Origin of the sequence: Salinibacillus aidingensis (assembly GCF_039522525.1) — a bacterium.
Classification (GTDB): Bacteria; Bacillota; Bacilli; order Bacillales; family Alkalibacillaceae; genus Salinibacillus; species Salinibacillus aidingensis.
Genome location: NZ_BAAADO010000002.1, coordinates 162,309 through 175,570, shown reverse-complemented (window position 1 = coordinate 175,570; position 13,262 = coordinate 162,309). Strand labels below are relative to the sequence as shown.

Genomic DNA, 13,262 nt, shown 5'->3' with positions numbered 1-13,262 from the left:
TGTATGTTACGCAGGGCTGTGTGGTAAATATAGCTCTGCATTTTTTATTATGTTGATATCAAAATATCCAAAGGGTTCATTATCTAATGGGAACTTTAAAATTTCTTAAAGTAGTGAAGATTTTAGTAAGTATTGACTTTGTGATATGATACTTGTACGAATAAGTAGCGAAGCATAAATATATCTGTAATCGGGGTGTACATCGTGGAAACAAAATATAGTATTGTCAAACAAGGCATTAAATCCAAAATTTTAGATGGAACTTTTACTCCACATCAAAAAATTGGTACGGAAAGTGATCTTATGAAGCAATTTGGGGTAAGCAGGCATACGGTACGCTTAGCAATTGGAGATCTGGTCAACCAAGGATGGTTATATAGAGAGCAGGGCGTAGGGACATTTTGCGCAGATCGGAGTAAGCAGCAAAGTAAATCTGACTCTAATCAAAAGAATATTGCCATTATAACCACTTATATATCTGATTATATTTTTCCTTCAATCATACGTGGGGCAGAGTCCACACTTACTGAGGAGGGCTATCAAGTAAGTTTATTTAGTACAAATAACGACCACGAAATGGAAAGAAAACTCTTAGAAATCATTGTTTCGCAATCCTTTGATGGTGTCATAATCGAACCTACAAAAAGTGCTTACTCCAATCCAAATATTAGCTATTTCCTCAATTTGGAACGACTTTCTATTCCATATATTATGATTAATGCCTATTATGATGAATTGGAGCCACTTAGCATTTTAATGGATGATGAGAAAGGTGGATTTTTACAAACAGAGCATTTAATAAAGCTAGGTCATAAAGACATACTAGGTTTTTTTAAAACAGATGATATTCAAGGGACTAAAAGGATGAAAGGGTACTTAAAGGCTCACCGGAAGTACCAGATTCCAATAAATCCAAATAATATTGTTACGTACTCCACTACAGAAAAAGATAAGAAGCCAACTGAGAAACTTCAACAATTACTATCATCCAGTCAGAATAAGTCAACAGGGTTAGTGTGTTATAATGATGAGCTTGCAATCAAGCTTTTAGATGTATTACGGGAGAAAAAAATTCATGTACCAGATGACCTTTCAATCGTTGGGTATGATGACTCTTTTTTAGCTAACGTTTCTGAAGTAAAGTTAACGTCCATCATTCACCCAAAGAGTAAAATGGGGCAAGAGGCTGCCAAAACAATTATTGATTTAATTACTTTGAAGGAGAGTAGTAAACAAAACGATTTAGCGAAAATGGACTCTATCGTTTATTCTCCAGAAATAGCTATTAGAAGCTCAACAAAGAATTTAAATCCACGAGAAATGATTAATACATAAAAAAGCCTTTCTATAAGGCTTTTTTTTATATTAGAGGGTACAAAAATTGGTGGAAATATTCTAAAAATTCATATTGCAAATTATATTCTTATAAACTATAATAAATGTACGTACAATATAATGATTGTGTTCCGTAAGTTGTACGAACATATTCGAATTCCATAGTGAAAATGTAGAAGAGCGTTTGAGAACTAATATATTTTTTACTACTTTGTGTAAGCGCTATCTATACCGGGGATTTTTCTAACTATGGAATGACTACTCTATTACACGACAGGTGTATTGATTATTTCAGAGGGGGAATAAAATGAAGAAAATAGGCTTTATGCTGTCATTGCTGATCCTTGTGATCGCAATGGTAGGTTGTAGCAGTCAAGCTGGAGGTGGCAATGGTGATGGCGATCAAAAATTTGTCGGTATCGCAATGCCAACGAAATCATCAGAACGTTGGGTAAGAGATGGCGATAACATGGCTAAAGAATTTGAGGAACTTGGATATAAGGTAGATTTACAGTATGCGCAGGATGTTGTAGAAAACCAAATTTCACAAATCGAAAACATGATTACAAAGGGTGTTGACATTCTTGTAATCGCATCCATTGATGGTGAAGCACTTACGGATGTTTTAGAACAGGCAAAAAGCCAGGATATTCCTGTCATAGCGTATGATCGTTTAATCATGAATAGTGATCACGTAAGCTATTATGCAACATTTGATAATTTCCAGGTGGGTGTATTACAAGGAAAATACTTAGAAGAAAAGCTGGGATTAAAAGAGGGTAAAGGTCCATTTAATATTGAGCTATTTGCAGGTTCGCCAGATGATAATAACGCTTATTTCTTCTGGGATGGAGCAATGTCTATCTTACAACCATATATAGACAGTGGTGATTTAGTAGTAAAAAGTGGACAAACATCATTTGACCAAGGTGCAACTTTAAGATGGAGCGGAGCGGAAGCCCAAAAACGTATGGATAACATTTTGAGTGCTCACTATTCTAATGACACAATTGATGCTGTTTACTCTCCGTTCGATGGGATTAGTATCGGTGTTATTTCATCATTGAAAGCTGTTGGCTATGGAACAGAGGATAAACCAATGCCAATTATTACTGGGCAGGATGCAGAACTACCATCTATTAAATCTATTATTGCTGGTGAGCAGACACAAACGATTTTTAAAGATACAAGAGCATTAGCGAAAAAAGCAGTGGAAATGGCGGATGCAGTACTTAAAGGGGAAGAACCAGAAGTTAATGACACAGAAACTTATGACAATGGCGCTAAAGTAGTACCTTCTTATCTATTAGAACCTGTTTCAGTAGACATTAATAATTATAAGGAAGTATTAGTTGAATCAGGTTATTATACTGAAGATCAACTACAAAATTAACGATAGTTTTGTATTATAATAGATGATTTAGTGGTACTTTCGATACCGCTAAATCATCTTAATTATTTTCATTTCAAAGGTGTGAATAGAATGACTGAAACCATATTGGAAATGAATCAAATTACGAAAACATTCCCTGGAGTTAAAGCCTTAGACGATGTGAATTTAAAAGTAAAAAAAGGAGAAATACACGGCTTAATTGGGGAAAACGGAGCAGGCAAGTCTACTTTGATGAAGGTTTTAAGTGGGGTTCATCCATTCGGAACTTACTCTGGTGATATTGTTTTTAATGGTGATGTCTGCGAGTTCAAAACAATTAATCAAAGTGAAGCATTAGGTATTGTTATTATTCACCAGGAATTAGCGTTAGTCCCAGAGCTATCAATTGCAGAAAATATTTTTCTAGGGAACGAGAATGCAAATAAAGGAATCGTAAATTGGAGCGAAACTGTTACGATAACGAAAGAACTCCTAAATAAAGTAGGTTTAGATATTTCTCCTCAAGAAAAAATAAAAAATATCGGGGTAGGACAGCAACAGTTAGTGGAAATTGCAAAAGCACTATCAAAGGATGTAAGACTTCTAATATTAGATGAGCCGACTGCTGCACTTAATGAAGAAGATAGTGAAAATCTTTTAAACTTATTAATAGAATTTAAAGAACAAGGAATTACTTCCATTCTTATATCTCATAAGCTAAAGGAATTAACCAAGGTATCTGATAGTATTACGATTTTACGTGATGGAAAAACAATTGAAAGTCTATCATTAGCTGATAACAAGATTAGTGAGGATCGTATTATAAAGGGAATGGTTGGTCGTGATTTATCTAATTTATATCCTGAAAGAAATCCCGAGATAGGAGATGTAGTTTTTGAAGTTAAAAACTGGTCAGCATACCATCCCGTTACATCTGAAAGGAAAATATTACATAATATAAATATCAATGTAAGAAAAGGTGAGATTGTAGGAATAGCAGGTTTAATGGGAGCTGGAAGAACGGAATTGGCTATGAGTATATTTGGTAAATCCTACGGAAAAAAAATATCCGGACAAGCTATAAAAGAAGGAAAAGAAATCAATGTGAATGATGTAAGCAAAGCGATAAAACATGGAATCGGGTATGTGTCAGAAAACCGTAAAGAATATGGATTAATTTTAATTGATAATGTCAAAAACAACATTACTGTAGCAGATTTAGGTAAGGTATCAAAAAATAACTTCCTTAACTATAATCAGGAGATTAATGAAGCTGAATCGATCAGAAAGAGAATTAATATAAAAACCCCAAGTATCTTTCAAAAAGCATTAAATTTGAGTGGTGGAAACCAGCAAAAAGTAGTTCTTGGAAAATGGATATTTACGGATCCAGAGATTTTGATATTTGATGAACCGACTCGAGGGATAGACGTAGGAGCAAAATATGAAATCTATAAAATTATGAATGATTTGGCAGAAAACGGTAAAAGCATTATTATGATTTCATCTGAACTCCCGGAATTGTTAGGTATGTGTGACCGAATCTATACATTGGCTGAGGGGAGAATTACAGGAGAGGTTGATAATGATGAAAATATCAATCAGGAAACTTTAATGAAATATATGACGAAAAGTGGGAGGTCTTAATCAATGGATAATATAAAAAGTTTTATTGGATCCAATATGCGAAGGTTTGGTATGATTATTGCACTTATTGGAATTGTTCTGTTATTTCAAATCTTAACGGGGGGCATTATTTTAACACCGTTAAATATAACGAATATTATTATGCAGAATAGCTACATCATTGTACTTGCTATTGGAATGATGTTAATTATTATAACCGGTGAAATCGACTTATCAGTTGGGTCTGTTGCTGCATTTATTGGTGCAATTGCAGGCTTTTTGATCGTCAAATTAGATATGTCGGTATTTATGGGAATCCTCCTTTGTTTAGTAGCTGGTGCTATCATCGGTGCATGGCAAGGGTTTTGGGTAGCTTATGTTAATATCCCATCGTTTATCGTTACCTTGGCAGGTATGCTAATTTTTAGGGGATTAACATTAGTTGTTTTAGATGGACAAACGATTGCCCCATTCCCTGAAGGTTATAGAAGTATAAGCTCCTCCTTCCTGCCAGACATTTTTGGTGGCGAGGGAATACAATTGTTTACGGTAGTGATAGGAATTGTTCTTTCATTGCTATATATTCTTACTGAACTGCGACTACGCAAAAATGCACAAAAATATAATTTTAATGTAACTTCATTTGGTCTTTTCATATTAAAACTACTTTTATTTACAGCGGTAATATTCTCATTCACATATGTACTTGCTTTATATGAAGGTTTTCCTTATGTATTGATTGTTCTATTTTTATTAGTTATTGGTTATACATTCTTAATGAATAACACAGTTTATGGAAGACATATCTATGCAGTAGGTGGAAATGCGAATGCAGCTCAATTGTCTGGGATAAAAACGAAAAAAGTAAAATTCCTGGTATTCATAAACATGGGTTTATTATCGGCACTATGTGGAATTATTTTCTCTGGACGTTTGAACGCAGCAACTCCGCAAGCAGGTAATTTATTTGAATTGGATGCCATTGCAGCAGCGGTTATAGGTGGTGCTTCATTTACTGGTGGGGTAGGTACAGTTTTCGGAGCTGTCATCGGTGCGCTCGTTATGGGTGTCTTAAATAATGGTATGTCATTGATGGGTATAGGTATTGACTGGCAGCAGGCAATTAAGGGACTTGTTTTATTAGCAGCCGTCGCGTTTGATGTATTGAACAAAAATAAATAATATCATAGTAAACTTTACAAGTTAAGATACAAAGAAAAATTCCACTGATTTATTTATTGGTGGATTTTTTTTGTATATTTTCCGGGGAAGGATAAAATGAAGAAAAAGGCTTAGCTATGCGTTTTTGTTTTTGTATATGAAAACCATTAAACCATCTGTTCTGTCTAGGCTCGGATCCAGATAGCGGTTTATGATATATTTCTTTTTATTATCAATCATCTAATCATTCCTTTTAGACATAGGATATTTTTAACTTATGTTAGAATTGTGAATTTATGCGTGTTCGGCGTCCAGAAGGAAGGGATGGAGGGACGAGGAACCTGTCCCTCCGTCCCCCCCTGTACCTGTTATTTTATCTTAACATTCAATAACACAGTATCTCCTTGTGTCGCATGAGTATCTTTGGTTTTAGTTAGGCTATCAACCATATCTGAATTGGTAATGATTATAGGGGAGATAATGCTGTCGGCTTTTTCTTTTACCGCATCCAAGTCAAAGGTTACCAGTTTTTGGCCTGCCTCAACGCGATCACCCTGTTCAACGAAGCTTTCGAATCCTTCTCCTTTCATCGAAACGGTTTCCAATCCAATGTGAATCAAAATTTCAAGTCCATTATCACTACGAATCCCAACAGCGTGTTTGGTTGGGAAAAACTGAACAATTTCTCCAACTATTGGTGCTGCTACGATTCCTTCTGATGGCTCAATGGCAAGACCATCACCCATCATTTTTTGACTGAACATTTCATCTGGTACGTCCTCAATGCTGATAATTTTTCCTGAGATGGGACTCATAAGGTTTACTAATTTATCGTCTCTTTTTCCGAAGATTTTTTTAAACATACATAACGCCTCCATAGTTTTATTGTTCACCTATTAATTGTAGTTGAAAAGGCGAAAAGGAATCGTTTCACCTTTTCGCCTAGTTACTCTATTACGTTAATTCTGGCCAGTATTCTTTATTTGCTTCTATTAAGTCATCCAATATTTCTTTCGCTACTTTTGCGCTTGGTATCGTTTTAGAAAGAATTAAGGCCTGCCATAGTTTTTGATAGCTTCCTTCGATATAAGCTTGTACCGCTAGTTTTTCAACGGTCACTTGCTGATACATCAATGCTCTTTCAAATTCAGGGATATTTCCTTGGCTTAATGGCTCTGGACCATCAGAGCTAACTATACATGGAACTTCTACTACAGCATTATCATCAAAGTTTGCGATGGCTCCATTATTTTCAACAATCATCACCATTCTCTCATGAGTGTTGAAGGCAATAGCCCGAGCAAGGTCAACGATGAAGGTTGCATGGCTTCCAATGCTGAATTCACTGCCCTCTGATGTACCTTTTTCTACAATCGTTTTAGCTGCAGAAAATACTTCCTTTTCTCTACCGTCCATAACTTCATTGGCACGAGTATAGTCCGGATCTGATCCTTCTACTTTTACGACGTAGTCTGGATAGAGGTAATATTTTAAATATGTGTTTGGTAAAAATCTTGGTTCAACAGCCAGTAAGTCTTTCGCTTTTTTATGTGTTTCCTGCCAGCTTTGATCCATATGCTGTGTATCTACTTCAATTTGAGTCAGGTAACCGTGTTTCGATACATAATCACGAATTTCTGGTAAATACTCATGACCTTCTTTGTCTTTCACACTTGTCCACCAGCCAAAGTGATTCAATCCAAAGTAACGAACATCCAAGTCTTCTGGTGTTTTGCCGATAATTTGTGACATTCTGCGCAGGGTTCCTACAGGCATATCGCAAATATTCAAAACTCTGGAATTTGGTCGTAGAATGCGGCATGCTTCAGCGACGATGGCTGCAGGATTAGAGTAATTTAACATCCAACAGTCTGGTGAGTACTTTTCCATTATGTCTATCAGTTCAATAATGTCCCCGATACTACGCAATCCATAAGCAATTCCGCCTGGCCCACATGTTTCCTGTCCGACTACTCCATGTTTTAATGGGATTTTTTCGTCCAGTTCACGCATTTTGTATTTTCCAGTTCGAATGTGTGCAAAACAGAAATCTACATTGGTAAAGGCTTCTTCTGGATCCGTTGTATACGAAAACTCAATATCAGGTGCTTTTTCTTTTAATACAATGTCCAGTGCTTTCCCTAACGCTGCTTGTCGTTCCTCATCGTTATCATATAGTTTGAGTGTTTTAATAGGAAAACGGTCAAGGTTGTCTAGTAGCATCATAACGATTCCTGGTGTATACGTACTTCCTCCGCCTGCAATTACGATTGAAAATTTTTTCATGGTTATCTTCCTTTCCATAGTCTTATTCAGCTTCTTCTATTCCTAAGTAGTTATCAACGTCTTTTCTGATATTGCTAACCTGTAAACCATATACAACATGTACGTTCTGATCGTTTACAATCACGCCATTTGCTCCGGTTTCATTTTTCAATGTTGCTTCATCAACCAATTCAGGTTGTTTGAGTGTCAATCTCAGTCTTGTATAACAATTGGTTACGGTATTGATGTTATCCGCTCCACCTAAAGCGTTCACAATAACATCTGCCATTCCGGTATCACCTTGAGGAACCGGGTGTGTACCTTTCTCTCCTTGTGCCTTCTTTTCTTTGTATTCTTTTTTGGTATAGAGCTTTGTTTCCTGATCAGCATCTTCACGACCGATAGTTTTAAAATTAAACTTAGTAATTAAGAAACGGAATACAATATAATAGATGCCAAAGAATACTAGTCCTACTAAAATGAACATTGGCCAGCTTGTTTTCTCGAATCCAAGTGGTACATTATATAGTAGAAAGTCAATCATTCCATTAGGACCAATTGCACGCACATCTAATAGATTTAAAGTCACCATACTTAAACCACTAAGTGCGGCGTGAACAACAAATAATAATGGTGCTACAAACATAAAGGAAAATTCGATTGGTTCTGTTACACCTGCAATGAATGATGTAAAAGCAGCTGGTATTAGAATAGCTTTGGCCTTTGCTTTGTTTTCTGGTTTTGCGGTGTGATACATGGCTAAACATGCACCGATTAAACCAAACATTTTCGCAATACCACGTGCATCCCAAATGACACTTTCAGATAGACGGGAGACGGATGGGTCTGCAATTTCCGCATAGTAAATGTTTCTTGCTCCTTCAAAAACCTGTCCGCCAACCTCAGCCACACCACCAAGTTCTGTATATAGAAATGGGGTATAGATTAAGTGGTGCAATCCAGTTGGAATTAATAGACGTTCCAGTGCTCCATAGAGGAAAATTCCTATATTTCCAGTTCTTTGCATAAATTCTCCCAAACTATTAATACCGCTTTGGAAAAACGGCCAAATATACGTGAGAAGAACAGCAAGTGTTACAACAACAGGAATTAACACTATAAATACAAATCGTGATCCGCCATATATTTGAAAAGCACCTTTGAAATCGGTATCAATAAATTTATTATGAACATAAGCGGTTACAATACCGAGAATGATTCCAAGGAAAACCCCCATATCGAGGATTTGAACTCCTAAAACTAAGGTTTGTCCTGTACCTTGCAGAGATTCTGCTTCCTCTAATAAACCGCTTAATTCCATAAATTTGTTCATGGCGTTTACAAATACTAAATATCCTAATAAGGCAGTAAAACCAGCTACTGATTTTTCCTTTTTAGCTAGCCCGACTGTAACCCCTACACTGAAAATCAGACCTAAATTTCCTAGAATAGAAACAAGTGAGCTAGATAGGATAGATCCAAAGCCGGTAGTAAATGGATTATCCAAAAATGGAACCATTTCCAGTAAACGCTGATTGGTAAATACATTTCCTAGAGCAATTAAAATACCTGCGATTGGTAATATAAGAACAGGAATAAACATGGCTTTTGAAAACCTTTGCATAGATTCTTTCACTTTCTCCTTCATATGGACCACCTCCAGTAACTATCTTTTGTTGACATAAGTTAGTGTACTGCGAAAACGCTTACGTGTATATAATTTTTGAACGATAAAAAACGTGTTTCATAAGTTGAAACACGTTTCACCTAATACTTGAAATGTTCAATTGTATGTGGGTGTTATCTGTCAAGGCTAAAGGAAGTGGATAGATCTGTACACTAATTATGATTTGTTTTGATTCAAATAGATTTTTGTGATGAGTTCAAATATCAAAAGTAGGCGGGGGAAGAAAATGTTTGGTGCACTGTTACGATCGTCCAATTTGTTATTGTCTAAAATTCTAAAATTTATATCCGAGAGATCTGCTATTTGGCTTTTTGTCTCTTTCGTAAAGGACACAGTACAAATTCCATGTTCCTTTGCCGTGCGAAGTTTTTCGATTACGAGTTGTGTTTCACCGGATTTTGATATGACTACCAATGCCCCAATATCATTTAAGTTATTTTCAAAAACACCAATCGAATCTGTCCCGCTTGCCAATGTCGCCTTTTTGCCTAAAACCAAAAGTTTTTTATATAAGTATTCAGCAGCAATAGCAGAAAAGCCGGTTGCATAAATGAAAATATATTTCTGCTGGAGGTTCATAACAAATTTGATAAATTGCTCAATATCCTTCATCCTGTTAAATTTAAAAAACTCCTTACTGCTAATTTCAGGAAATTCCTTTGAAAAGTCTGTCTGCTGTTCTTCCACCTCTTTTACGAGTGGTAAAAGATTATAGTACATATCAATAAAACCAGTATAGCCTAGTTTTTTAGATAAACGAATAACTGTGGCAGGAGAGGTGTAATTTTCCTTTGCAATTTTCCGCACACCTTTATCTAACACACTATCCATATTGTCTAAAATATACATTAAAATTTGCACATCTAATTCAGACAAGTTTTTGCCTTTAATTAATTTACTAATATCAATCAACGTAAGTCATCTCACTCTTTTTGAAATGGTACACTATGATTGCTCATATGTTGTCAGACCGATTAAATTATATACTTTATATTATTTAATATTATACAAAATGTATGGAGTAGGCACAATGGTGCTACGGTTGGCTATTGTGTTTTAAAACAGGGACAGAGGGACAGGTACACTGTCCCGCCCTATGGTAATATCCTTTCATTGCGCTATATGCAAGCGACTAACCGCTTTAGCTATATCCCGTAAATCAGCATCAAGTGATTTACGGGATATATTATTTAAAAAGCTAAGAAATACGCGGATAAAACTATTGAAGTAGAATTCGATACAAGTGATATGTTCTGTAATATTACCGGTATTCCGGCCACAGCGCAGCCATGGGTCTTGTTAAAAATAGGATCAATCAAATATGGGCAATGCAAAAATAAATATGGCTTGTCAGATGAAAAAAGTATAAAATAGATAGAGGAAACCGCTCACCTAATAATAGCAATTACAGTTATAACTTCTCTAATCTTTCATTTTTTTTATAACCATATCGTTGACAAAACTCCGCTTTCCGTACTTGGTCATTCATTTTTCGCACTAGAGCTGCTACAAATTCTAAATTTTACCGCTTTGTAATTGTCATCAGTTCTCGATATGATAGAAACATAAATATCGGTTATCAGTATTTACACCTCACATAAAAAACTTCTCAAATTCAGACATGCATGAATTCAAATCAGCAGTACGTAATCGATTTGACTCTGTTGACGCAATATTAAAAGGACTGGGCAGTCAGTTTGAATTAACGAATGAAGCAAGAATTAATGATGTTAATTTTATTGTCGATAAAGTTCATAAGATAGAAAAAGAGCTTTATATCCTAAAAAATAAGGACAATAATTAAAGGATTACTCTGCATAAATCATACCTGATCGGGCGCAATGATTTTCCGCATCAATATCCCGTAATACCCCATTAAGAGTATTTTATTATTTCAGCAAGAACAAAATAACGGGAAAGGCCAAGGCGTATCGATTGGAGCCCTTGGCATCTCACTCAACTAATACAATAATAAGTACTTTATATGTTTTACTGAAGTGTTTAAATACTAGAATGAAAGAGGTGCTCTACCACTCAATCTCCTCAGGATAATCCGCTTCTAATCGTATCTATCTGCTCCGGCCGGCAATGGTTTTCAGCTGCAGCCTCAAGCACCTCACTCTTTACCGTCTGATATTCATCTCCCTGTTCAGATAACCGTCTGGCTAGAATCCAGATGTTTTTTGCCCGTTTTTCAACATCCCAATCAAGATAACGCAAAAGCTTGATAGAACTTTCCCTGCACCTTCTTGTGTACAGAGTATTGCATAGAATTTTCAGACAAATCATGCTAAACTAATCATAGCCAAAGACTTGAATAGGAGGAATAGATATGAGGATTGGTGTTGCAGGAGCCGGAGCAGTCGGCAGTTATTTTGGTGGAATGCTCCATCGCGCTGGACATGAGGTAACGTTTTTAGCCAGGGGGGATCATTTGGCAGCGATGCAGACGGAAGGGTTGTGGATTACGGGGGAGCAGGGCCAATTCCGTGTTTCCGGAACATTTATGGATCGTTTAAGTGATCTGACAAACTCAGACCTGGTATTATTCTGTGTCAAATCCAATGATACCGAGGAAGTTGCTAAACAGCTAAGGCATGTTTTAAAGGACAGCGCACTTATTTTGACGATGCAAAATGGCGTTGAGAATGAAGAAATATTAGAGGATGTTTTTGGCGAGGGACGAGTATTGTCAGCGGCTACGTATATTCAAGCCTCTGTGGAAGCTCCGGGCAGGATCCGTCAGCAAGGAAGAGTTAAGCTTGTCATAGGAGAATTAGATTCATCGGCAGCAGATGAATGTGCAGCCGTTATGGAGGAGTTGAATCAGGCAGGTATTGATACAGTACAATCCAGGCACATTCTTGAAAGGAAGTGGAAAAAATTACTTTGGAACGCTACCTTTAATCCGCTTTCCGCCGCTGCAGGTGCCCGGGTTGGCCAAATTCTGGATGATAAGTATTTGCACAACACCGCATCAGCCATTTGCTCTGAGGTCATCAATGTGGCGATTCATAAAGGCATTTCTCTGGACCCTGAGCCCACTCAGGCCAGGATTTTCTCGAATGCGGAAAAGGCGAGAAATCATCAAACCTCCATGCTGCAGGACCGCCTCCGTGGAAAGAAAATGGAAGTGGAAGCGATGTGCGGCTATATTGTCAGACAGGCCAATCTGCTGGATGTGCCTGCTCCAGCCTTACAATCCATTTATAGTATTTTAAGTTTCATCGATCAAACGAATAAGCCTGTTGCAAAAATGAAGTAATTCCGCTTCCCGGGGAGATACATAACTGCGCGATAAGCAGTCTTTATTACATAGGAAAGGACCGATTCAAAAGTGAATCCTTGAATCATTCTTGAATCGTTCGAATTCATGCAAATCCTATTATATTGATTTATAATTGAATCATTCAAGGAACTGAGCAGGCTAAAATCCGCTAAACCTGCTTCCATCTAAATAAAAATAAAAATTCTGAATTGTTACTAAACTGCGACCGGCAGTTATTTTTTTGCCATTTTTAGAACGGTTATCGTTATTTTGGCATGAAAATTGCATGATTAATAAACAAACGAAAAAAGGAAGGTGTATGTTTATGACCGGTGCTGTTTCTAATTAAATATAGCAAATGGAACCATCATTAAAAACTTATAGACAATGAAGGAATGGAATATAACCGAATTCGTGTTTGTCACAGATGATTATGGTAAAACCGATATTCTTAAAAACAGTGAAACATCCAGTGATGCAAGTGTTATAGATATGCTCAGGCTATTTTTGGCTCAATTATGAAAACGCTGTCAATAGAGCGGCGTGAT

General features: G+C 36.5%; 11 protein-coding genes. 6 read left to right on the top strand and 5 right to left on the bottom strand.

The genetic code is table 11. From position 1 onward, the window contains the following. The first annotated feature begins 204 nt into the window (after positions 1 to 204). From ABD006_RS04585 to mmsB, 4 genes are all read left to right on the top strand, one after another. Positions 205 to 1,335: a GntR family transcriptional regulator gene (locus ABD006_RS04585; RefSeq protein ID WP_343838122.1), complete on the top strand. Its 1,131-nt coding sequence runs from the start codon at positions 205 to 207 to the stop codon at positions 1,333 to 1,335. Between the two features lie 307 nt (positions 1,336 to 1,642). Further along, positions 1,643 to 2,728 (top strand): multiple monosaccharide ABC transporter substrate-binding protein, encoded by a 1,086-nt coding sequence (gene chvE / locus ABD006_RS04580; protein WP_343838119.1) that lies wholly within the window; start codon positions 1,643 to 1,645, stop codon positions 2,726 to 2,728. A 90-nt stretch (positions 2,729 to 2,818) separates the two neighbouring features. Further along, complete coding sequence (mmsA, locus tag ABD006_RS04575; protein WP_343838116.1) at positions 2,819 to 4,354, top strand: multiple monosaccharide ABC transporter ATP-binding protein; 1,536 nt, start codon at positions 2,819 to 2,821, stop codon at positions 4,352 to 4,354. A 3-nt stretch (positions 4,355 to 4,357) separates the two neighbouring features. Next, complete coding sequence (gene mmsB, locus ABD006_RS04570) at positions 4,358 to 5,515, top strand: multiple monosaccharide ABC transporter permease (RefSeq protein ID WP_343838113.1); 1,158 nt, start codon at positions 4,358 to 4,360, stop codon at positions 5,513 to 5,515. Between the two features lie 347 nt (positions 5,516 to 5,862). Here the strand turns inward: mmsB and ABD006_RS04565 are convergent, their stop codons facing one another. From ABD006_RS04565 to ABD006_RS04545, 5 genes are all read right to left on the bottom strand, one after another. Next, the gene (locus ABD006_RS04565) at positions 5,863 to 6,357 is read right to left on the bottom strand and encodes a PTS sugar transporter subunit IIA (protein WP_343838111.1); all 495 of its coding nucleotides are present in this window, start codon (positions 6,355 to 6,357) and stop codon (positions 5,863 to 5,865) included. A gap of 91 nt (positions 6,358 to 6,448) precedes the next feature. Beyond that, positions 6,449 to 7,780 (bottom strand): 6-phospho-alpha-glucosidase, encoded by a 1,332-nt coding sequence (locus ABD006_RS04560; RefSeq protein WP_464758216.1) that lies wholly within the window; start codon positions 7,778 to 7,780, stop codon positions 6,449 to 6,451. 22 nt (positions 7,781 to 7,802) lie between these two features. Continuing rightward, complete coding sequence (locus ABD006_RS04555; RefSeq protein ID WP_343838108.1) at positions 7,803 to 9,407, bottom strand: PTS transporter subunit EIIC; 1,605 nt, start codon at positions 9,405 to 9,407, stop codon at positions 7,803 to 7,805. Positions 9,408 to 9,602: 195 nt separating this feature from the next. Further along, positions 9,603 to 10,358, bottom strand: a complete 756-nt coding sequence (locus ABD006_RS04550) for a MurR/RpiR family transcriptional regulator (RefSeq protein WP_343838106.1) — start codon at positions 10,356 to 10,358, stop codon at positions 9,603 to 9,605. Positions 10,359 to 11,489: 1,131 nt separating this feature from the next. Then, on the bottom strand, positions 11,490 to 11,666 hold the full coding sequence (locus ABD006_RS04545) for a DUF6904 family protein (protein WP_343838104.1): 177 nt from the start codon (positions 11,664 to 11,666) through the stop codon (positions 11,490 to 11,492). A 112-nt stretch (positions 11,667 to 11,778) separates the two neighbouring features. Between ABD006_RS04545 and ABD006_RS04540 the strand changes: the two genes are divergently transcribed. Both ABD006_RS04540 and ABD006_RS04535 read left to right on the top strand, forming a co-directional pair. Further along, the gene (locus ABD006_RS04540; protein WP_343838102.1) at positions 11,779 to 12,711 is read left to right on the top strand and encodes a ketopantoate reductase family protein; all 933 of its coding nucleotides are present in this window, start codon (positions 11,779 to 11,781) and stop codon (positions 12,709 to 12,711) included. A 390-nt stretch (positions 12,712 to 13,101) separates the two neighbouring features. Continuing rightward, positions 13,102 to 13,236 (top strand): hypothetical protein, encoded by a 135-nt coding sequence (locus ABD006_RS04535; protein WP_343838099.1) that lies wholly within the window; start codon positions 13,102 to 13,104, stop codon positions 13,234 to 13,236. Positions 13,237 to 13,262 lie beyond the last annotated feature (26 nt).

Excerpts from the sequence above, each read along its gene's own strand:
- ABD006_RS04540 (WP_343838102.1), top strand. The coding sequence starts at position 11,779 with ATGAGGATTGGTGTTGCAGGAGCCGGAGCAGTCGGCAGTTATTTTGGT.
- ABD006_RS04535 (WP_343838099.1), top strand. The coding sequence starts at position 13,102 with ATGAAGGAATGGAATATAACCGAATTCGTGTTTGTCACAGATGATTAT.
- chvE (WP_343838119.1), top strand. The coding sequence starts at position 1,643 with ATGAAGAAAATAGGCTTTATGCTGTCATTGCTGATCCTTGTGATCGCA.
- ABD006_RS04555 (WP_343838108.1), bottom strand. The coding sequence starts at position 9,407 with ATGAAGGAGAAAGTGAAAGAATCTATGCAAAGGTTTTCAAAAGCCATG.
- ABD006_RS04565 (WP_343838111.1), bottom strand. The coding sequence starts at position 6,357 with ATGTTTAAAAAAATCTTCGGAAAAAGAGACGATAAATTAGTAAACCTT.
- ABD006_RS04560 (WP_464758216.1), bottom strand. The coding sequence starts at position 7,780 with ATGAAAAAATTTTCAATCGTAATTGCAGGCGGAGGAAGTACGTATACA.
- mmsA (WP_343838116.1), top strand. The coding sequence starts at position 2,819 with ATGACTGAAACCATATTGGAAATGAATCAAATTACGAAAACATTCCCT.
- mmsB (WP_343838113.1), top strand. The coding sequence starts at position 4,358 with ATGGATAATATAAAAAGTTTTATTGGATCCAATATGCGAAGGTTTGGT.